General features: G+C 65.2%; 16 protein-coding genes. 11 read left to right on the top strand and 5 right to left on the bottom strand.

Going from position 1 to position 21,078, the window contains the following annotated elements:
* Nucleotides 1-7 precede the first annotated feature (7 nt).
* Both AC5RVY_RS00925 and guaB read left to right on the top strand, forming a co-directional pair.
* Nucleotides 8-2,086: an acyltransferase family protein gene (locus AC5RVY_RS00925; RefSeq protein ID WP_493952844.1), complete on the top strand. Its 2,079-nt coding sequence runs from the start codon at nt 8-10 to the stop codon at nt 2,084-2,086.
* Between the two features lie 207 nt (nt 2,087-2,293).
* Nucleotides 2,294-3,805, top strand: coding sequence for an IMP dehydrogenase (gene guaB, locus AC5RVY_RS00920; RefSeq protein WP_050054391.1), 1,512 nt, complete (start codon nt 2,294-2,296; stop codon nt 3,803-3,805).
* A 56-nt stretch (nt 3,806-3,861) separates the two neighbouring features.
* Here guaB and AC5RVY_RS00915 read toward each other — a convergent pair whose 3' ends face one another.
* The 4 genes from AC5RVY_RS00915 to AC5RVY_RS00900 form a co-directional block, all read right to left on the bottom strand.
* Nucleotides 3,862-4,806, bottom strand: a complete 945-nt coding sequence (locus tag AC5RVY_RS00915) for a carbohydrate kinase family protein (protein WP_493952843.1) — start codon at nt 4,804-4,806, stop codon at nt 3,862-3,864.
* A gap of 92 nt (nt 4,807-4,898) precedes the next feature.
* Nucleotides 4,899-5,693 carry an ATP-binding cassette domain-containing protein gene (locus AC5RVY_RS00910; RefSeq protein ID WP_493952842.1) on the bottom strand — a complete coding sequence of 265 codons (795 nt, stop codon included), beginning with the start codon at nt 5,691-5,693 and terminating at the stop codon, nt 4,899-4,901.
* Nucleotides 5,690-6,733, bottom strand: coding sequence for an ABC transporter permease (locus AC5RVY_RS00905; RefSeq protein ID WP_493952841.1), 1,044 nt, complete (start codon nt 6,731-6,733; stop codon nt 5,690-5,692). Before AC5RVY_RS00905 ends, AC5RVY_RS00910 begins: the two co-directional genes overlap by 4 nt.
* Nucleotides 6,734-6,757: 24 nt before the next feature.
* On the bottom strand, nt 6,758-7,876 hold the full coding sequence (locus AC5RVY_RS00900; protein ID WP_493952840.1) for a substrate-binding domain-containing protein: 1,119 nt from the start codon (nt 7,874-7,876) through the stop codon (nt 6,758-6,760).
* A 163-nt stretch (nt 7,877-8,039) separates the two neighbouring features.
* Between AC5RVY_RS00900 and AC5RVY_RS00895 the strand changes: the two genes are divergently transcribed.
* On the top strand, nt 8,040-9,038 hold the full coding sequence (locus tag AC5RVY_RS00895) for a LacI family DNA-binding transcriptional regulator (protein ID WP_493953674.1): 999 nt from the start codon (nt 8,040-8,042) through the stop codon (nt 9,036-9,038).
* A gap of 23 nt (nt 9,039-9,061) precedes the next feature.
* A complete protein-coding gene (locus tag AC5RVY_RS00890) occupies nt 9,062-9,355 on the top strand; it encodes a putative quinol monooxygenase (protein WP_493952839.1) in 294 nt (97 codons plus the stop codon).
* On the opposite strand, the gene AC5RVY_RS00885 is transcribed toward AC5RVY_RS00890, so the two are convergent.
* Nucleotides 9,285-12,092 carry a GH32 C-terminal domain-containing protein gene (locus AC5RVY_RS00885; RefSeq protein ID WP_493952838.1) on the bottom strand — a complete coding sequence of 936 codons (2,808 nt, stop codon included), beginning with the start codon at nt 12,090-12,092 and terminating at the stop codon, nt 9,285-9,287. The genes AC5RVY_RS00890 and AC5RVY_RS00885 overlap by 71 nt on opposite strands.
* A gap of 309 nt (nt 12,093-12,401) precedes the next feature.
* Here AC5RVY_RS00885 and AC5RVY_RS00880 point away from each other — a divergent pair, with 309 nt between their 5' ends.
* The 7 genes from AC5RVY_RS00880 (at nt 12,402) to guaA (ending at nt 21,013) form a co-directional block, all read left to right on the top strand.
* A complete protein-coding gene (locus AC5RVY_RS00880) occupies nt 12,402-14,312 on the top strand; it encodes an ABC transporter ATP-binding protein (RefSeq protein WP_493952837.1) in 1,911 nt (636 codons plus the stop codon).
* A 61-nt stretch (nt 14,313-14,373) separates the two neighbouring features.
* Nucleotides 14,374-15,510: a GuaB3 family IMP dehydrogenase-related protein gene (locus AC5RVY_RS00875; protein ID WP_493952836.1), complete on the top strand. Its 1,137-nt coding sequence runs from the start codon at nt 14,374-14,376 to the stop codon at nt 15,508-15,510.
* A gap of 99 nt (nt 15,511-15,609) precedes the next feature.
* Nucleotides 15,610-17,349, top strand: a complete 1,740-nt coding sequence (locus AC5RVY_RS00870) for a glycerol-3-phosphate dehydrogenase/oxidase (RefSeq protein WP_493952835.1) — start codon at nt 15,610-15,612, stop codon at nt 17,347-17,349.
* Nucleotides 17,350-17,388: 39 nt separating this feature from the next.
* Nucleotides 17,389-17,877, top strand: coding sequence for a PTS sugar transporter subunit IIA (locus AC5RVY_RS00865; protein ID WP_493952834.1), 489 nt, complete (start codon nt 17,389-17,391; stop codon nt 17,875-17,877).
* A gap of 61 nt (nt 17,878-17,938) precedes the next feature.
* Nucleotides 17,939-18,796 (top strand): SURF1 family protein, encoded by an 858-nt coding sequence (locus tag AC5RVY_RS00860; RefSeq protein WP_493952833.1) that lies wholly within the window; start codon nt 17,939-17,941, stop codon nt 18,794-18,796.
* On the top strand, nt 18,793-19,311 hold the full coding sequence (locus AC5RVY_RS00855; protein ID WP_493952832.1) for a DUF3817 domain-containing protein: 519 nt from the start codon (nt 18,793-18,795) through the stop codon (nt 19,309-19,311). Before AC5RVY_RS00860 ends, AC5RVY_RS00855 begins: the two co-directional genes overlap by 4 nt.
* A 112-nt stretch (nt 19,312-19,423) precedes the next feature.
* On the top strand, nt 19,424-21,013 hold the full coding sequence (gene guaA / locus AC5RVY_RS00850; protein WP_493952831.1) for a glutamine-hydrolyzing GMP synthase: 1,590 nt from the start codon (nt 19,424-19,426) through the stop codon (nt 21,011-21,013).
* Nucleotides 21,014-21,078 lie beyond the last annotated feature (65 nt).

Raw genomic sequence — 21,078 nt, 5'->3', positions numbered from 1 at the left:
TCTATTTGTGTCGATAGCGAGAACAGAGGCTGCAGCCAACCCGCTGCCCGGAGCCAGCACCAAGGAACGGAAACCCACCTTCCGGCCCGAGGTGCAGGGGCTCCGGGCGCTCGCCGTGCTGATGGTGGTTGCCTACCATGTGTGGCTGGGCCGGGTATCCGGCGGCGTGGATATTTTCCTGCTGATCTCCGCCTTCCTGCTCACGCTGTCGTTCGTACGGAAAGCCGACGCGGGGCGCCCGTTCGGACTCGCGGCGCACTGGCTGCACCTGTTCAAGCGGCTGCTGCCGGCCGCCGTCGTGGTGATCCTCGGCGTCCTCGCCGGAACATGGCTGATCCTGCCGCAGAGCCGCTGGCCACAGGTGCTCGACCAGGCCTGGGCCTCGCTGCTGTACAGCCAGAACTGGCTGCTCGCCGACACCGCAGTTGACTACTACGCACAGGACCACGCCGGTGCCAGCCCGCTCCAGCACTTCTGGTCACTCTCCATCCAGGGCCAGGTGTTTATCCTCTGGCCGCTGATCTTCGCCGGCTCAGCGGGGCTCCTGGCGCTCCTGCGCCGGGCTCCGGCATGCCAGGGCGTGACATACCGCGGACTGCTGGCGGTGGTTCTCGGCGCCGTCTTTGTTTTTTCGCTTGCCTACTCGGTGGAGCACACCGCCACCAACCAGGCGTACGCCTACTTCGACACCCGTGCCCGCCTTTGGGAGTTCGCGCTGGGTTCCCTGCTGGCACTCGCCCTGCCCTGCCTCAAACCCGGGCGGGCGTTGCGCGTAGTGCTGGGCTGGGCCGGGCTCGCCGCCATGGTTTCGTGCGGCCTGCTGCTGACGGTGGACCGTTCCTTCCCCGGGTACGTCGCGCTGTGGCCTACGCTGGCAGGCGCGGCCATCATCACCGCCGGGCAGACCGGCAGCCGCTACGGCGTGGACAGGATCCTCAGCAGCAAATTACTGGTGGCACTGGGGGACAATTCCTACGCCCTGTACCTGTGGCACTGGCCCGTCCTGGTGTTGGCGCTCGCCGCTACCGGCGTGGAGGCGCCCAACCTGGGCCAGGGCCTGGCCATTGTCGGCGCCTCCGTGGTCCTGGCCGTCCTCACCACGCGCTTCGTGGAAAAGCCGCTCCGGGACTGGCACTGGCCCAAGCTCCGGGCCTGGCGCACCGCCGTCGTGATTGTTGCCTGCGGCGCGCTGTTGGCAGGTCCCGTGGCGGTCTGGCAGACCACGCTCACCGCGGAGGAAAGCGCGACGGCGGCACAGCCGCGGGAGCTCACGCCCGGGGCTGCGGCGCTGAGCCCGGAGAACGCGGCGGCACCCGCCCCCGCCGCCAGGATCATTCCGGGCCCCGCCGCGCTGGACAATGACTGGGCCGGCATCCAGGCTCCCTGCATCGGGGCCAATGCCACCGGCAACCCCATCCTGGAGGGCTGCCGGCAGGAAGTGCCTGAAGGGGAAGTCACCAAGCGCATTGTGGTCCTGGGTGATTCGCACTCACAGCAGTACCTGGGCGCCCTCGCACCCATCGCGGCCGCACGCGGCTGGGAACTGGTGACGCTGCTGATGCCGGCCTGCCGCTTCGGGGCCGAATCCGGAACCCGGAACGCCGAATGCAACGCCTACAACCAGGCCAGCACCGAATACGTCCTGGAACACCGTCCGGATGCCGTGTTCACGGTGGCCTCGTTGACGCATGAGGAAGCACCGTTCGAGACCGAGGTGCCCGGCTACCTGGACGGCGTCAGGCCTTTCGCTGACGCGGGAATCGAGATCGTGGGGATCAGGGACAATCCGCGGTTCACGTTCAACATGCCCGAATGTGTCCAGCGGAACGGCGCGGACGCCCACGAGTGCAGCGTGCCCGTGGAGGAGTCCCTGGCGGAACCGTCCCCGCTGGAGGGCTACCGGGGCAAAGTGGAGGGCCTGCACCTGATGGACCTGAGCGACTTCATCTGCGCCCGCGGCATCTGCCCCGGGGTGGTGGGAAATGTGTACGTCTATAAGGACGACAACCACCTCACCCGCACCTATGTGGAAACGATGATCCCCATGTTTGAGCAGCGCCTCCTGGCCGCGACCGGCTGGACCTAAATTGTGGGCCGCAGTGCGGTTGCTCACATTGGGCGCATGGAATAGGGGGATCGGCGCCGAGGTTCTAATATTTACTCAATACTTTCTGACCTCCGGATCGCCGCATCATGCGGTGGTCTGCTCTTCTGCACAGGCCAGTCCCGTAATGACGGGCTGGTCATCGGCTGCAACCCCTACCCGCACGCAACCAAGGTAAGAGGCGCACTCATGACCGAGCCCGAACACAACCCCTTTGGCTTCATCGGCCTGACCTACGACGACGTCCTGCTCCTTCCGGGCCACACCGAGGTCATCCCTTCCGAAGCGGACACCTCCTCCCGGATTTCCAAGCGGATCACCGTGCAGACGCCCTTGCTGTCCGCAGCCATGGACACCGTCACCGAGTCCCGGATGGCCATCGCCATGGCGCGCCAGGGCGGGCTGGGCGTAGTGCACCGCAACCTGTCCATCGCCGACCAGGCGGACCAGGTGGACCGTGTGAAGCGCAGCGAATCGGGCATGATCACCAACCCGCTGACCATCCGGCCCGAAGCCACGTTGCGCGAACTCGATGACCTGTGCGCCCAGTACCGTGTGTCCGGCCTGCCCGTCGTTGATGAGGACAACCGCCTGCTGGGCATCGTGACCAACCGCGACACCCGCTTTGTGCCGGAGTCCGACTTCCCGCTGCGGCTTGTCAGCGACGTGATGACCAAGATGCCCCTGGTCACCGGGCACGTGGGCATCAGCCGCGAAGAGGCCTCGCACAAGCTGGCCACCAACAAGATCGAGAAACTGCCCCTGGTGGATGAGCAGGGCCGGCTAAAGGGCCTGATCACCACCAAGGACTTCACCAAGGCCGAGCAGTACCCGCTGGCCACGAAGGACGACGAAGGCCGCCTGCGCGTGGGTGCCGCCATCGGCTTCTTCGGGGACGGCTGGGAACGCGCCATGGCACTGGTTGATGCCGGCGTCGACGCCCTGTTCGTGGACACCGCCAACGGCCACTCGCAGGGCGTGCTGGACATGATCCGCCGCCTCAAGTCCGATCCCGTGGCAGCGCACGTGGACGTCATCGGTGGCCAGGCCGCTACCCGGGAAGGCGCCCAGGCCCTGATCGACGCCGGCGCTGACGGCATCAAGGTGGGCGTGGGACCGGGCTCCATCTGCACCACCCGCGTGGTGGCCGGCGTGGGCGTCCCGCAGATCACGGCGATCTACGAATCCGCCAAGGCAGCCATCCCCGCCGGGGTTCCCCTCATCGCCGACGGCGGCCTGCAGTACTCGGGCGACATCGGTAAGGCCCTCGTGGCCGGCGCCGACACCGTGATGCTCGGCTCCCTCCTTGCCGGCTGCGATGAATCACCGGGCGAGCTGATCTTCGTCAACGGCAAGCAGTTCAAGTCCTACCGCGGCATGGGGTCCCTGGGCGCCATGCAGTCCCGTGGCAAGAACACCTCCTACTCCAAGGACCGCTACTTCCAGGCGGATGTTTCCGGCGACGACAAGCTCATCCCCGAAGGCATCGAAGGGCGGGTGGCCTACCGCGGTCCGCTGGCTTCGGTGGCCTACCAGCTGGTGGGCGGCCTGCGCCAGACCATGTTCTACACCGGTGCACCCACCGTCCCCGAGCTCAAGGCCCGCGGCAAGTTCGTCCGGATTACCCCTGCCGGCCTCAAGGAATCGCACCCGCACGACATCCAGATGACCGTCGAGGCACCGAACTACGGATCACGCTGATCCCACGGGCTTGAATGCAGGAGGAGGTGGGGAACTTTCCCCACCTCCTCCTGCATTTAATGCCCCTGCACGGCCGCCTGGAGTTCCGGCGAAAGCTCCTCGAGGGTAGGGGGATTGGCGCCCGGCCGGCCCACCGTAATGGCGGCGGCCTTTGATGCTGTGCTGCCCAGGGTTTCGAGGACGGACGGCGGCAAACCATCGGTGCTCCGGGACAGGAGTCCGTAGATCAGGGCCGCCATGTAGGAATCGCCTGCCCCGATGGTGTCTGCCACCACCGTTTGAACGGAAGGAATCTGCACCCGGGCGGCCGGTGTTGCCAGGAGCGAACCCGCTGAACCCATGGTGATCACGGCCAGGCCGGCACCGAGTTCCAGGATCCGGGCGGCGGCGTCCTCAAACGTCAGTTCAGGGTAGAGCCACCGGGCGTCCTCGTCGCTGAGCTTGACCACGTCCGTCAGGGGAGCGAGGTCTTCGAAAATAGCGAGGGCCTCGGCGTGGCCGCCCAGGAGCGCCGGACGGATATTGGGGTCGTAGGAAACCAGGCATTCGCGGTGCGCCTGTTCCAGGAGGCTCTTGACGGAACTTGCTCCCGGCCCCAGGAAGCTGGCGATCGAGCCGGTGTGGAGCACCTTGGGGAGGTAGGCGGGGTGCACCGGCGGCAGCTGCCAGGAAATGTCGAAGTCGTAGCTGGCTGAGCCGTCAGCACCCAAGGTGGCGGTAGCGGACGCCGTCCGGCCTGCCGACTTTGACCCGGGCAGCAGCACAACTCCGGCGCTGCCGAGATGACGCTCGATCAGGGCGCCGCGTTCGTCGTCGCCGATCGAGGTCAGGAGGCTGGTCCGCACACCCAACCGTGCCAGGCCGTAGGCCACATTGGCCGGGGAACCGCCGGGGTGCTCCACCGTGCCTTCCGAGGTGCTGACGACGTCGACGAGTGCTTCGCCAACCACAATGACGTCGGGATTACCGGCGTTGGAGCCGGAGCCAAGGGTCTGGAGCATGTGAACAAACTTTCGTGAAGCCGCACGCGGACCTGCCGCCGGGCAGGCAACAGGTCCGCGAACAGGGAATTGGTGGATAGGTTAAACGGTGGTCAGGCTGTGGCCGCGCCGGTCATGATGGCCACCGCGTCCGTCATGGTGTGCGACTTCGGGGTGATCGTGGCGGCGCACTTGCCCAGGCGCTGGATGTGGATCCGGTCCGCGACGTCGAACACGTGCGGCATGTTGTGGCTGATCAGGATGACGGGAAGGCCGCGGTCCCGGAGGTCGCGGACCAGTTGGAGGACCTGGTTGGACTCCCGCACGCCGAGTGCCGCCGTCGGCTCATCCAGCACCACCACCTTGGAACCAAACGCTGCCGCCCTGGCCACAGCCACAGCCTGGCGCTGGCCGCCGGACAGGTTCTCGACGGGGACGGTGACGTCCTGAAGCGTCGAAATTCCGAGGCGGGTGAGCTCCTCCTTCGCCTTGCGGCGCATGCCCTTGGTGTCCAGGACCCGGAACACCTTTCCGAGCGGTCCGGGCAGGCGCTCCTCGCGGCCGAGGAAGAGGTTGGATGCGACGTCCAGGGCGGGTGACACGGCGAGGTTTTGGTACACGGTCTCGATGCCATGGGCTCGGGCGTCCTGCGGCCGCTTGAAGTGCACCTGTTTCCCGGAGACGTGGAGTTCGCCGGAATCCGGGACTTCAGCGCCGGTGAGGCACTTGATGAGCGTGGACTTGCCGGCGCCGTTGTCGCCTATGATGGCCAGCACTTCCCCGGGGTAGAGGTCCAGGCTGACGCCGTCCAGGCCAACAACCCTGCCGAAGGTCTTGACCAGGTTGCGCGCCCTGAGGATAGGCTGCCGCGTTTCGGTGGCGGGGGATTCAAGCCCGGTGGAGGTCATGACTTCACCTTTCGGATCCACTGGTCGACGGACACAGCGATGATGATGAGGACGCCGACGGCGAGGGTCTGGAACAGCACGTCCAGCCCGGCCAGGGAAAGCCCATTGCGGAAGACGCCCACGATCAGGGCTCCGAGGAGGGAGCCCCAGACGGAACCGCGGCCGCCGAAGAGGCTGGTTCCGCCGATCACCACGGCGGTAATCGAGTCCAGGTTCAGGTCCACGCCCGCGTTGGGGCTTGCTGCGTTGGTACGGCCGATCTGGATCCAGGCGCCCATCGCGAGGACGGCGCCCGCTGCAAGGTACACGCTCATCAGGACCCGGTTCACGGGGATACCGGCCAGCCGGGCCGCTTCCTTGTCATCGCCCACTGCGTAGACGTGCCGTCCCCAGGCGGTCTTGCCCAGGATGAAGGCAACGGCCACGTAGAGCAGGAGCATCATGATCACGCCGGTCGAGATACGCACCGGGCCCACCGGGAAGGTGCTGCCCATCCAGGTGAGCAGGCCCGGCATGCTGGAGCCGCGGACAGTGGAACCGCCCGAGTACAGTAGCGTCAGCGCGATGAAGATGTTCAGGGTTCCCAAGGTCACGATGAACGGCGGGAGCCGGAACCTCGTCACCAGGAAGCCGTTGACCGCACCTGCTGCCAGCCCGACGACGAGTCCCCCCAGAAGTGCGAGCGGGCCGGGAACGCCGTTGCTGACCGCCAGTTGCGCCACCACCATCGAGGACAGGATCATCACGGCGCCGACGGAGAGGTCGATGCCTGCCGTCAGGATGATGAGGGTCTGAGCGATGGCCAGGGTCCCGACGACGGAAACCTGCTGGGTGATCAGGGAAAGGTTTTCGAACCGGAGGAAGCGGTCATTGAGGAGGCCGAACACCACCACTGCAACGAGCAGCACGATCGCCGGGCTCAGTGCCGGGTAGCGGTGCAGGACATTGCGGATCCGGCTCAGCGGGGTTTGGCGGTCGAGGAATTCTTCAGCCAGGTCCGGTCCGGTCACCGGAGGGCCTGCTGTCTGTTGCTTGGTCACGATTGCTCCTGTCACAGTCCGGACTTACTTGCCCCAGCAGATCTGGGTGGCATCAGTGGTGGTGATGCTCTTGATGCCGTCGGCGGGCTTGTCCGTGACCAGTTCCACGCCGGTGTTGTAGAAGTCCAGGCCGGGTGAATTTTCCGGCTTCTTGCCGGTCTTGGCGAGATCCACGATGGCCTTGACGCCCAGTTCGGCCATCTTCACCGGGTACTGCTGGGCGGTGGCACCGATGACGCCGGACTTGACGTTGTTAACACCGGCGCAGCCGCCGTCAACGGAGACGATCAGCACGTCCTTTTCCTTGCCGGCCGACTTCAGGGCCTCGTACGCGCCGGCGGCTGCGGGCTCGTTGATGGTGTAGACGACGTTGATGTTCGGGTTCTTGGCCAGCAGGGTCTCCATGCCGGTGCGGCCGCCGTCCTCGTTGCCTCCGGAAGCCTGGCTGCCGACGATCTCGTACTCGCCGCCCTTGCCGGCGGTGTACTTGCCGGTCTTGGCTTCGTCACCGTTCTTCTTGGCGTCCGCGGTGTCGATGCCGAGTCCGGAGAGGAAACCCTGGTCGCGGTTGTAGTCCACGGACACGATCTTGTCGTCAAACAGGTCCAGGAGGGCGATGGTGGCCTTCTTGCCTGCAAGCTGCGTGCCCGTCCATTTGCCGATCAACTCGCCTGCGGCGAAGTTGTCGGTGGCGAAGGTGATGTCGGCGGCATCGGCCGGGTCCGGCGGAGTGTCCAGGGCAATGACGAACAGCCCGGCGTCCTTGGCCTTCTTCAGGGCGTCAACGACGGACGGACCGTTGGGGGTGATCAGGATCCCTTTGTCGCCCTTGGAGATTGCGTTTTCGATGGCCTGGATCTGGGTATCCTCATCGCCGTCGGCCTTGCCGGCCGCGAGCTTGAGGTCCACCCCGTCGGACGCTGCGGCCTTCTTGGCGCCGTCCTGCATGGACACGAAGAAGGGGTTGGACGTGGTTTTGACGATCAGCGAGACACCGATTTTATCGGACGAGCTTCCCTCGGTGGATCCGCCGGCAGACGAGTTGCCACCGCATGCCGACAGGCTGAGGGCGCCGAGAGTCAGGACTGCTCCCATTGCGAACAGACGGGTGGCGGCGGTCCGCGGGGTGTTGGAACTCAACATTGAATCTCCTGTGTTAGGGCACTGTCCGTGCCTGACAACGATGTCAAACAAGAGGTAACCAGCATCACACTGTAGAGTCAAGTAAGAACCGATCATGAAGAGCGAGGTTGTGACAACGATGTCAGATCGTTATCAAGTAGAGATGAACAAAAGCCGGCCGACCATGCGCCACGTGGCCGCCCTGGCGGGGGTTGGCATCAAAACCGTCTCCCGGGTCATGAATGATGAGGCGGGGGTTTCTGAAGCCACGCGCCAGCGGGTCCTGGGAGCTTCCCGGCAGTTGAACTACCAGCTGGACATGGCGGCGGGAAGCCTAAGGCGGGCCGGCCGAAAGACCCTGTCCATCGGCTTGCTCCTCCCCAGCGTCGCCAACCCGTTCAGCAGCGAGATCCACCGCGCGTTGGAGGACACGCTCACGGCGAGGGGCATCGCGGTTTTCGCGGCAAGCATTGATGACGATCCGGAGCGGGAGAAGGCCCTGGTTGCTGCATTCCTCGGGCGGCAGGTGGATGGATTGGTGGTAACACCGATCGCGCGCAGTCAGGCGTACGTCATCCCGGAACACTCCCGCGACTTGCCGTTGGTCTTTATCGACCGCGAGCCGGTGGGGATCGAGGCCGACGCCGTAGTGACGGACAACGCAGCCGGCTCCGCGCGTGCTGCAGCCCACCTGCTGAAGCACGGGCACACCAAGGTGGCCTACCTTGGCGACCGCCCTGACATTCAGACCGCAAGGGAGCGGCGGCGGGGATTCATGGAGGAACTCGCGCGGGCCGGTGTTGCCACGTCAAGTGTCCAGGTCCGCGAGGGCCTCCATGATGAGGAGTTGGCCCGCCTGGCCGCGCATGAGCTCTTTGCCTCCGACAACCCGCCCACAGCCATCTTCTCCAGTCAGAACCTGGTGACCTTCGGCGCTATGAAGGCGCTCCGCGAACGGGGAGCCAGCCAGAAGGTGGCGCTGGTGGGCTTCGATGATTTCACGCTCGCCGACATGATGGACCCCGGAATCACTGTCATTGCCCAGCATCCCGAGCGGATCGGTAAACTCGCCGCCGAGCGGTTACTCGCCCGCATGGACGGCGACGACGACGCTCCCCAGACGTACGTCGTCCCCTCCGAACTGATCGTGCGCGGCTCGGGCGAGCTGCCGCCGTCGGACTGACCACAACAGAAAGAAGGAAATCCATGGCCAAAACCCTGTACGCCGAATTCACCGTTAAGCCCGGAAGCGAAGAGCGGGTGGCGGAGATGATGCGGGAACTGAGCGGGCACGTGCGCCGCGAACCGGGCAACGAAGTTTTCCTCCCGTATACCCGGGAGTCCAACCCGCGCGAGTACTTCGTCTTCGAGGTGTACCGGGACGACGACGCCTTCCAGGAGCACATCACCGCTGAATACGGAGCGAAATTCAATGCCGAACTGGCAGGACACATCGAAGGGGACGGATCGGTCCTGACCTGGCTGCAGCCGGTGGAATAGTGACGCTGGGGTCTCGGCAGGCCCAGGCACCGGACACCGGTGGCTGAGCCTGCCGAAGTCTACCCGGTAAGCCCCGGGCCTTCCCTCCGGCGTTGACCGCTTTGAGGGAGTCCAGGAACATGGCCTGTTTCATCGGGGTGGCAGTGAGCGACTTCAACTGTGCAACGCCGCCCTCGGCGAACAGCGCCACCTCCTTGGCCCCGTCGGCCGGGAAGACCTGATCGGTGATTGTCTGCAGGCCGCCTTGGGCGAATACCTCCACCGAGGACCTGTCGACATAGATCCGGAGCGTCACATTGCCTTGGGCATCCACCGTAACCGGCGCCGAATCGACCGATGTAAACAGCGGGTGGAAGCCGGCATTGCCCGAGTTCCCGCGGTCGACATAGACCTCTTTCGTGGCGGCGTCATAGCCGATGACCGTTGACGATGTTCCGTTCCCGAGTACGGTGATCCCGGACTTCGCCGCGCTCCCTGGCGCGAAAGTCACGTCGATCCGCTGCACATTTCCGGACGCCGGGGACGGCAGGACGTGGGTTCCCGGTGCGATGGCCATGCCTGCAGTGCTCCGGTAGCTGGGCGCCGACGCCAGTGAATCTACTTGCTTCACTGCCTGCTGCCTCAGCCGGGGGCCGTCCGGCGTTTGCGTCAGGCCGATCTCGCGTGGCAGGGACATGGCGCTTCGCCATGGGAAAGTGGGGATGCTGTTGGCGTAGTCCCAGTTGTTCATCCAGCCGAGCATCACACGCTTGTCCTGGGGCATGTTGCCGAACGAGACGGAGGCGTAGTAGTCGCGGCCGTAGTCCAGCCAGTCGTAGGTGTTGATCCGCGGCTGCGCCGGCCGTGGGGATGCAACGAACTCGTCCGCCAGGATGTGGCCCCAGCCGAAGCGGTTGTTGTCCACGATCCTGATCTGTGCTCGGCGGCCGCGGTATTCCGCGACGTTCCACGACGCCCAGTCCAGGACTTCACTGTTGGCGCCCGTCGCCGTGCGGACCACTTGGCCGTCGACGACGAGGTTTACCGTGGTTTCGTCGGACCGGGGCACCGCCGCCTGATCGGTCAGCATAACGTGGTCGAGCGTGAGGTGGCCCCAGCCGCCGGTTGCCTGGTCCACTATTCGGAGCCGGGCCTGCTTTCCGGCGAATTCGGAGACGTCCCAGCCCTTCCAGTTGAGCTGGCCGGCGTCGTCTCCTGCGAGGGTGCGAACGACGTTCCCGTCCACCAGCAACTGGGCCTCCAAAACCTGCCCGGTTTCGGGTGCACGGTGGCCCCCGCCGACCAGCAGGCTGATGTGGTTTCGCGTCACCGTGAATTCGGGAGAGGTGAGGGTGCCCTGCCGGTCGTCGCCCGGAGCGCCACCGGTTTCGAAGGTGTTGATCCGTTTGGCGCCGATGTAATAGTCACCTCCGGCCGTGGCGGGCTGGTACGACGGCGCGAGGTCACCGGTGCCGGTCCAGCCGGCTTCGGCGAGCGTGGTTCCATCAGGTACTTCGAAGCCGTTGAACAACAGGTCTCCAGGCGGGGGTGTGTTGTCCAGTTTGTCGGAGATCCGTGGGTGTTGGCCTCCGCCGACGAGGAAGTTGATGTAGTCGCTGTCCACCCTGAAGTCCGGGGAAGACATGGTTCCCAAAGGCCAGTCGCCGTCGTGGAAGGAGTTGACCAGGCCGGCGCCGGCGTATCCGCCCACGATGTTCTGGCCCGGCAGTGTTCCCGCTGCCGGTGCATCCCCGAATGGTCCGTTCTTCCAGTTACCCGGTTCATTGTTCACCGTCCAGCCGTTGTACGTGCCGTCGTTGAAGCCGGCGACGGGCGTTCCGGCCGGCAATGCATCACTGGGTTTGGTGGTTTCAGAGGTGAAGGTGGTGCCGTCGAACCTGCCCACGAAGTACTGGCCTGCCGACCCGCCTGCTACGCCGCCCGGGTTGATGTTGACCACCATGACCCACTTGACGTTGTTGGCGTCGCCATCCACAGCCAAGGGGAAGAGATCGGGGCATTCCCACAGCCCGCCCGTGACGTTGGCCGGCCCGAATTCGCTGAGCTGGTTCCAGTCCTTGAGGTTGGTGGATTTGTAGAGCAGTACTTTGTGGTCCAAAGCCTCGACGGCTGCCATCACCCAGTAGCCGCCGCCGTCGGGAGTGCCGTACCAAAAGACCTTCGGGTCGCGGAAGTTGGCGGAGTTCCGGTTGAGGACAGGATTGGCGCTGTACTTGGTCCAGGTCTGCCCGTCGTCAAGGCTGTAGGCCAGCGACTGGGCCTGCAACCCGCGGTGTGGCGATGCGTCCTTGTAGGCGCTGGTGTAAATCGCAATCAGGGGCGGGTTCTCTGCGGTCCCGAGACCGGATGAGTTGTTCTTGTCCACCACAACGCTGCCCGAGAACACGTCTTCCTGGTCGTCCGTGGCGATGGCCAGCGGCTGCTCCTGCCAGTGCACCAGGTCAGTGGAGGTGGCATGCCCCCAGGACATATTGCCCCAGGTGTTTCCGGAGGGGTTGTGCTGGAAGAAAAGATGGTAGACCCCCTTGTGGTAGACCATTCCGTTGGGATCGTTCATCCAGTTCTTCGCCGGCGAGAAATGGTACGCGGGCCGGTACTGCTCCTGCCCCAGGGTGCTCCCTGTGGTCGGGCCGGCGGGAGGATTTCCGTCCGGCTTTCCTGCCATCGCCGGTCCGGCCCCGGCCAAGGTTCCCGCCAGTATTGACCCGGTGAGGGTCAGGGCCGAAAGGATCCGCATACTTCTACTTTGTTTGCTGTGCATACTGCAAAGCCGCCCTTCGTCGCGCGCTTGGTTTGACAACGATGTCATACGAGAGGGAGCGTAAGTTAAGTCCAGAAGACAAGTCAACGCACTCTCCTTGAGTGATCAGTGGAGCACATCTACTCAACTGAAACCGTTTCTAGTACGGACCAATAGACACCGTTGTCACGTCCCTTTGCCGTTTCCCGATAGGTTGCTCGGCGGACTTCAGACAGCACAGGCAGGCTGGCTGCGGTGCTCAACCTCACGGCTACTTAAAGCGGCGACGCGTCCTAGGCTTGAGGCATGCCCCCAGCACGCCATCCGGCGGAACTCACCCCCCAACGCGACCCGCAGCGCCGGTTGGCGCTGCGGCCCTATGCCCGGGCGGTAGCCCAGGTACTGCGGGTCAGCTTCCGGGCCTCCGCGGGCGCGGTGGTCATGAAAGTACTCGGCTCCCTGATCTCGGCCGTCCTTCCCCTGGTGACCACCTACTTCGCCGCGCTCACCACCACGGCGCTGGCAGCCGCCTATGCCGGGGACGCCGGTGCGGGCCAGCTGGCCATCGTCTATGTGATCATCACCGCCGCGCTTGGCCTTTTCTGGGGCGCCTTCAACAGCGTGGACCGCTATATCCAGCAGCTGATGAGCTTTAAGGTGGGGGCCATCGTGGGCGACCAGATGTACGAGCGGTTCCTCGCCCTCGAGTTCTGGCGCTACGACGATAAAGAAACCGTGGATCTGTACGACCGTGCCAAGCGCTTCTCCGACTCGTACGCCCGGGTACTGGACCGCATTGCCGCGATTTTCACCCAGCTCGTCTCGGTCATCCTCGCCATCGGGGCACTGCTTCTGGTCAGCTGGTGGATCGCCGTGATTGTCCTGGTGGCCATCGTGCCCAGCGTGTACCTGCAGTTCAAGCTGTCGCGGGAGCAGATTGCCCACTGGAATACGCAGGTGGACTCGCGCCGGCAGCGCCGGATGATCGAACAAAACCTGCTTCGGCCCCAGCACATTGCGGAGATGCGCCTGTACGGCATCGTCGGCTTCCTGATGGACCTCCGCTCCCGCCTGCGCGACGCGGACGAGCGCCGGCGTCTTGATTTCCAGCGCCGCTACATCCCCAAGCAGCTTGCCGCGGACGCGCTCCAGTACGGCGCGGAGGTTGTCTCGCTGATCTGGGTGGTGGGCCAGATCATCACCCGCGCACAGCCGGTGGGCCAGTTCCTCTACGTGCAGCAGATCGTGAGCCGGGCGCTGTCCACGGCCAACAACCTGGTGTCCTCCCTCAGCTCCATTGACGAGGACCTGGCCAACCTCAAGGACTACGAGCTGTTTATGGCGTTGCCGGTGCACTCGGAGCATGCCCCGCCGCTGCTGGAATCGCCGAAAACGGTTGAGCTTAAGGACATCCGCTTCACCTACACGGGCAGCGACATCGAGGTGATCCGCGGCATCAGCCTGACCATCCGCGAAGGCCAGCACATCGCCATCGTGGGGGAGAACGGCGCCGGAAAATCCACGCTGATCCGCATCCTCGCGGGCCTCTACCGCCCGGATTCCGGGCAGGTAATGCTCGACGGCGTGGACCTCGCCGCCGTCGACGTCACCTCCTGGCACCGGCATCTGGCAGTCCTGAGCCAGGAGTTCCTCAAGTACGAGTTCGCTACGGCGGCGGAAAACATCTACTTCGGCGACGTCGACTCTCCGCGGGACGACGACCGCATCCGCCGCGCCGCCGGGGACGCCGAGGCGCTGGACTTCATCAACAAGCTCCCCAACGGGCTGGACAACCACGTCAGCAACTGGATGGAGGATCCCCGCGGGCGCAAAGGCAGTGGACTGTCCGGCGGCCAGTGGCAGCGGCTGGCGATGGCCCGGAACTTCTACCGGGATGCCTCTTTCATGGTGATGGACGAGCCCACCTCGGCCATCGATGCCCTGGCTGAGCACCGCATCTTCACCCGTCTTTTCGCGGACCGGAGCAGCACCATCATCGCCATCAGCCACCGCCTCGCCACCATCGAGAAGGCGGACATCGTGTACATGCTGGAGGACGGCCGGATCGTGGAGCAGGGAACGCACAAGGAACTGGTGTCGTTGGGCGGCCGCTACTTCCGCATGTTCGAATCCCAGCTCACCGTCCCCACCGGCGACCGGGCCTCGCACGCCCTGCCAGGGAACCGCGCCGGGGTGGGCCCAGTCGAAGGGGTATAGCTTCCTCCGCGGCGGCACGTACCCGGGCGGGCGATGCGTCCGCCTGGGATAACCTAGACCAGTGACTTACGAGATCGAGATCGGCCGTGGCAAGCGTGGGCGTCGTGCCTACTCCCTGGATGACATTGCAATTGTCCCTAACCGTCGTACCCGCGACCCCAAGGACGTCTCCGTCACGTGGCAGATCGATGCCTACCAGTTCAGCATGCCCGTGATCGCAGCCCCCATGGACTCGGCAATGTCCCCGGCAACAGCCATTGCCCTGGGCAAGCTCGGCGGCCTGGGTGTGCTGGACCTCGAAGGGCTCTGGACCCGGTATGAGGATCCCCAATCCATCCTGGACGAGATCGGCGCACTCGAGGACGAGGTCAACAGCCCGGCAGTGACGGGCCGGATGCAGGAGCTGTACAAGGCGCCCATCCAGCCCGAGCTGATTACCTCACGGCTGGCTGAGATGCGGGCAGCCGGAGTGACGGTGGCCGGCTCCCTCACCCCTCAGCGCACCCAGGAACACTACAAGACGGTGGTCGCTGCCGGCGTCGATATCTTTGTTATCCGCGGCACCACCGTCTCCGCCGAGCACGTGTCCAAGGACCACGAGCCGCTGAACCTCAAGCAGTTCATCTACGAGCTGGACGTTCCCGTCATCGTGGGCGGCGCGGCCGGCTACACCCCCGCACTGCACCTCATGCGCACCGGCGCGGCCGGCGTGCTGGTGGGCTTCGGCGGCGGCGCCACCACCACTACCCGCCGTGCCCTGGGCATCCACTCGCCCATGGCGTCGGCCATCTCCGACGTCGCAGCCGCGCGCCGCGATTATATGGACGAGTCCGGCGGGCGGTACGTCCACGTGATCGCCGACGGCGGCATGGGCACCTCCGGCGACATCGTTAAGGCGATTGCCATGGGCGCGGACGCCGTGATGCTGGGCAGCGCCCTGGCGCGTGCGGAAGAGGCACCCGGCAAGGGCTGGCACTGGGGGCAGGAGGCGCACCACCTGGAGCTGCCCCGCGGCGACCGCGTCAACGTCGGAACGGTCGGACCCCTTGAAGAGGTGCTTTTCGGACCCGGCCACCACACCAACGGAACGGCGAATCTCGTTGGTGCCCTGCGCCGCTCCATGGCGACCACCGGCTATTCGGACCTGAAGGAATTCCAGCGCGTCGACGTCGTCGTTTCCCCCTACTCCGGGAACTGACCCAGGGGGCAGCAGCCCGAACCTTTCCCGCCCTGCCCAAGCGTGCCGCAACGAAGTAGTGTGGTTCCACACCGGGACTAGCGGCAGTGGAGGCGTTCAATGAAGAGTTTTCCTGACAACGGCGGAGCCTTGGGACCCGCAGCCAGGGAGGCCGCGATCGGGCGGCTGAGGTCGACGGCCGAGCCCGGCCAGGAGCTGGACATCCTCATTGTCGGCGGGGGCATCGTGGGCACCGGAGCTGCCTTGGATGCCGTCACCCGTGGCCTGGACGTGGGCATCGTGGAGGCGAGCGACTGGGCGGCGGGAACCTCTTCCCGGTCTTCCAAGCTCATCCACGGCGGACTGCGGTACCTGGAAATGCTCGACTTTGGGCTTGTGAAAGAGGCGCTGCAGGAACGCGGGCTGCTGCTCTCCGAACTCGCGCCCCACTTGGCCCGGCCCGTGCCCTTCCTGTATCCGCTGACCAAACCCTTCATCGAGCGCCCCTACGTCGGCGCCGGAATTGCGCTGTATGACGCCATGTCGGTCTCCAGCGGGCACAGCAGGGGAGTGCCGTTCCACAAGCACCTCACCAAACGCGGAACACTGCGTGCTGCGCCAAGCCTGAAGGATGACGCCTTTGTGGGCTCCATCCGGTACTACGACGGCCAGGTGGACGATGCCAAGTACGTCGCCAACCTCATCCGCACGGCTGCCTACTACGGTGCCCACGCTGTAAACCAAATGGCCGTGGTGAGCTTCCTGCGCGAAGGTGAACGGGTGGTGGGCGCCAAGGTGGTCAACCACGAAGACGGGACGCAGTTCAACATCCGCGCCAAGCAGGTCATCAATGCCACCGGCGTCTGGACCGACGAAACCCAGGCGATGGTGACTGAACGCGGCCAGTTGAAAGTGCGTGCCTCCAAGGGCATCCATCTGGTGGTTCCGCGCGACCGCTTCCAGTCCACCGTGGGACTGATCCTGCGCACGGAGAAGTCGGTGCTGTTCGTTATTCCCTGGGGCCGGCACTGGATTATCGGCACCACGGACACCGACTGGCACCTGGACAAAGCCCATCCCGCCGCCTCCAGCAAGGACATCGACTACATCCTGGAGCACGTCAACACGGTCCTGAAGCGTCCGCTGACCCGCGAAGACGTGGAAGGGGTCTACGCCGGCCTGCGCCCGCTGCTCGCCGGGGAAAACGACTCCACGGCCAAGCTGTCGCGCGAACATGTGGTGGCACATCCGGTGCCCGGCCTGGTGGTGGTGGCCGGAGGCAAATGGACCACCTACCGCGTCATGGCCAAGGACGCGGTGGACGAGGCCACCCGGACCATGGACGAACGGGTCCCGCCCAGCTGCACGGAAACCATCCCCCTGCTGGGCGCGAGCGGCTTCAAAGCTGCCTGGAACCGGCGGAACCGAACGGCCGAGGAATCGGGGGTGCACGTGGCGCGAATAGAACACCTGCTCAACCGCTACGGCTCCATGACCCCCGAAGTGCTGGCCATCATCAAGGAAAACCCTGCCCTCGCCGAGCCCATCCCCGGCGCCGATGACTACCTGCAGGCTGAGGCGGTATACGCTGCGACCCATGAAGGCGCCCGCCACGTCAACGACGTCCTGACACGCCGGACCCGGATCTCGATTGAGGCGTGGGACCGCGGTGTGGCAGCCGTTCCGGTAGTCGCTAAACTGATGGGTGACGTCCTTGGCTGGAGCGACGCCCAGCGCGAAAACGAGATCAGGCACTACGTTGCACGGGTGGAGGCGGAACGCCTGAGCCAGCAGCAGCCGGACGACGAATCCGCAGACGCCGCCCGGCTGGGCGTGGAAGATATCGTGCCCTTGCGCTGAGGGGCCCGCCGCACCAGCTCCTCACTGAAGGGATACGCCTTGGCGGAACCACTTGACCGGTACGATGCCGACCTCACCACCCCTGACATGGTGATCCTGGAGCTGGAGGCAACGGACAAGGCAGACGCCGCCACCCAGCTCGCCGAACGCCTTTACGCCGCCGGCCGCGTCTCGGACCTGCCCGGATTCCTGGAGCACGTCAACGCCCGTGAACACCAGCTGGCCACCGGGCTGCCGGGCGGCATCGGGCTGCCCCATGCCCGCAGCGAATATGTCTCCCGCACCTCGATTGCTGTGGGCATCGCCAAGTACGGCCACGCCCTGGACTTCGGAGCCGCGGACGGCCCCGCCACAGTGATCCTGCTGATCGCTACCCCTGCCAGCTCGTTCTCGGACCACCTCGAAGTCCTGGCCACCCTGGCCCGTTCGCTGTCCAAGGAGTCCTTCCGCGAATCGCTTCGGCGCGCCTACGACCCCGAAGTCATCTCGGAACTCATCAATTCCAGCCTGGTGTTTTTCGACCACTGACGTCACGGCCACAGTGCCTGGCGTTTAGTTGTTCTACAGCGGGACGAAGTACGGTTAAGACGTGTGGAAAACAGCCCTTAAACCCCGGTGGATCGCAGGCTTTGTTTTTGCGATCGTGATCTCCGGGGTCTTCGTGCTGCTCAGCCAGTGGCAGTTCGGGCGCTCCACCCAGCCGGAAGCGCCGGTCAATCCGGCCGCCGAGCAGGTACAGCCCCTCACCGGGACGCTTCAGCCTGGGGACTTTTTCCACGGAGCCGACGCCGACCAGATGGTCAGTGCCCAAGGCACCTACGATCCTGCCAAGCAGGTCCTGGTGCCGGGCAGGCTGCACGACGGCAAGACGGGGTACTGGGTGGTGTCGGCCTTCGCGGTCTCCGGCGCGCCCGCCCTGAGCGGTGCTGCCGCCTCCCCCCAGACGTGGGTCCCGGTGGCCCGGGGATGGGTGGCTGATCCCGCTGACGTCGGAGCGCCGCCGTCGGGCGTTGTTGAACTCACAGGACGGCTCCTGCCATCCGAGGCACCCTTGGCCGGTAGGGCCGCTGCGCCCGGGCAGGCCACCGCGGTTTCCGTGGCGGAGCTCATCAACTACTGGGAGGTCAGCAGCTATCCCGGCTTTGTGGCCGCCACCGCCGAGGTGGCCAATGGCGTGGACGTCAGTGCCGCTGCGGTGCCGGGAGACATCCTTCCGCTCCAGATCGGTCCGCAGCCGCCCGCCCAGAAAATCAACTGGCTCAACCTCTTCTATTCCCTTGAGTGGGTTGTCTTCGCCGGCTTCGCGCTCTTCATCTGGTGGCGGCTGGTCAAGGACGACTACCACCGGGACCTCGAAGATGCCCTTGACGATGGGGACGGCGATACTCGCGCCGAACCACACCAGCTCCAGCAACCTGAACAGAACCAGCAAAAGGTACAGCCATGATTGATCCCAAACCGGCCAGCCCGGCTGGAAGCACCAACACAGCCGCAGGCAAAAACACAGGCGGCAAGAAGCGCCGCTTTGGTGGCACCGAGGCCCAGATCCGGTCCGCCCTGAAGTTCTACAAGGTGCTGGCCTACCTCACGGGCACCATGCTGCTGCTGCTCTGCGCCGAGCTGATCGTCAGGTACGGCTTCGGGCAGTACCTGTTCGCCGGCGGCACCAACGCGGTCACCGGCCAGCCGTTCGGCTTCGGCTTCGCTGACGCTGAACCCCAGGGCGTCCTGGGCGGAGTCAACCTCTCGGTGGCCGTCCTTATTGTCCACGGCTGGATGTACGTGGTGTACCTGATCTCCAACTTCCGGCTGTGGTCGCTGATGCGGTGGCCGTTCCTGAAGCTGGTCCTGCTGGCACTGGGCGGTGTGGTCCCGTTCCTGTCCTTCATCGTGGAGAAGAAGTTCCATGCCGAGGTGGAGGCCGAGCTCGCAGCCAACCCCCAAGCGCCCCAGCGGTACTGATTCACGGCTGAAGGACCTCCAGGCCAGCGTTGCCGGGCGGCAGGACGTCTGCTGCGTCACAGCGCGGCTTCTCAAGGTGCGCCGGTGCAACGGCGCCAAGTAGGCTATTACGGTGACTACTCCCACTGCATCCCAGACTTCCCAGAAGCCGGTGCTGGTTGTTGACTACGGTGCCCAGTACGCGCAGCTGATTGCCCGCCGCGTCCGGGAAGCAAATGTGTATTCGGAAGTGGTTCCGCATACCTACACAACCGAGCAGCTCCTGGCCAAGAACCCCGCCGCCATCATCCTTTCCGGCGGCCCCTCCAGCGTCTATGCTGACGGCGCTCCCAGCGTTGGGGCCGACCTGTTCGAAGCCGGTGTTCCCGTTTTCGGCATCTGCTACGGATTCCAGGCCATGGCCAATGCCCTGGGCGGCAAGGTGGACAAGACCGGTCTGCGGGAGTACGGCTCCACCGAAACCACCATCCTGGGCGAGGGCCGCTCAGTCCTTGAGGGCATGCCGCAGCACCAGAAGACCTGGATGAGCCACGGCGATTCCGTCCACGAGGCGCCGGAGGGCTTCGAAGTGCTGGCGACGACGGCGGGTGCTGAAGTGGCTGCCTTCGCCAACGAGGAGAAGGGCCTCTTCGGTGTCCAGTGGCACCCAGAGGTCAAGCACTCCGCCTACGGCCAGCAGGTGCTTGAGAACTTCCTGTTCAAGGGCGCCCGGCTGGAACCCAACTGGACCACCGGCAACATCCTTGAGGAGCAGGTGGAGCGCATCCGCAAGCAGATCGGCGATGACCGGGTCATCTGCGGCCTGTCCGGCGGCGTGGACTCCGCCGTCGCCGCTGCGCTTGTCCAGCGTGCTGTCGGCGACCAGCTCACCTGCGTGTTCGTGGACCACGGGCTGCTGCGCGAAGGCGAAGCTGAACAGGTGGAGCGCGACTTTGTTGCCGCCACCGGCGTGAAGCTCTATGTCGCCAACGAGCAGGAACGCTTCCTGTCCGCCCTGGCCGGTGTCAGCGATCCGGAGACGAAGCGCAAGATCATTGGCCGAGAATTCATCCGGGCCTTTGAAGAGGCGGAACTGGCCATTATCGCCGAGGCTGCCGCGCACGGCGAGAAGATCAAATTCCTGGTCCAGGGCACCCTGTACCCGGACGTGGTTGAATCCGGCGGCGGAGAAGGCGCTGCGAACATCAAGAGCCACCACAACGTGGGCGGGCTCCCGGAGGACCTCCAGTTCGAGCTCGTGGAGCCGCTGCGCGCCCTGTTCAAGGACGAGGTCCGTGCCGTGGGCGCCCAGCTCGGCCTGCCGCAGGAGATCGTTGGCCGCCAGCCCTTCCCGGGCCCCGGACTCGGTATCCGCATTGTTGGCGAAGTCACCAAGGACCGGCTGGACCTGCTGCGCAAGGCGGACGCGATTGCCCGTGCCGAGCTCACCGCAGCCGGACTGGACAACGAAGTCTGGCAGATGCCCGTGGTCCTGCTGGCCGACGTCCGCAGCGTCGGCGTTATGGGTGATGGACGTACTTACGGCCACCCCATCGTGCTCCGCCCGGTCTCCTCTGAGGACGCCATGACCGCGGACTGGTCACGCCTGCCGTACGACCTCCTCGCCAGGATCTCCAACCGCATCACCAACGAAGTGGAAGGCGTCAACCGCGTGGTGCTCGATGTCACCAGCAAGCCGCCGGGAACCATCGAGTGGGAATAGCAGCATAAGTGGTGGCCGGCCTCCGGTGATGAGGCCGGCCACTGCTGTTTCATCCCCTAATTCCT

It is taken from the genome of Arthrobacter sp. Ha26, from assembly GCF_059091705.1.
The sequence above is the reverse complement of the archived record's forward strand: the minus strand, read 5'-3'. Positions and strand labels throughout refer to the sequence as shown.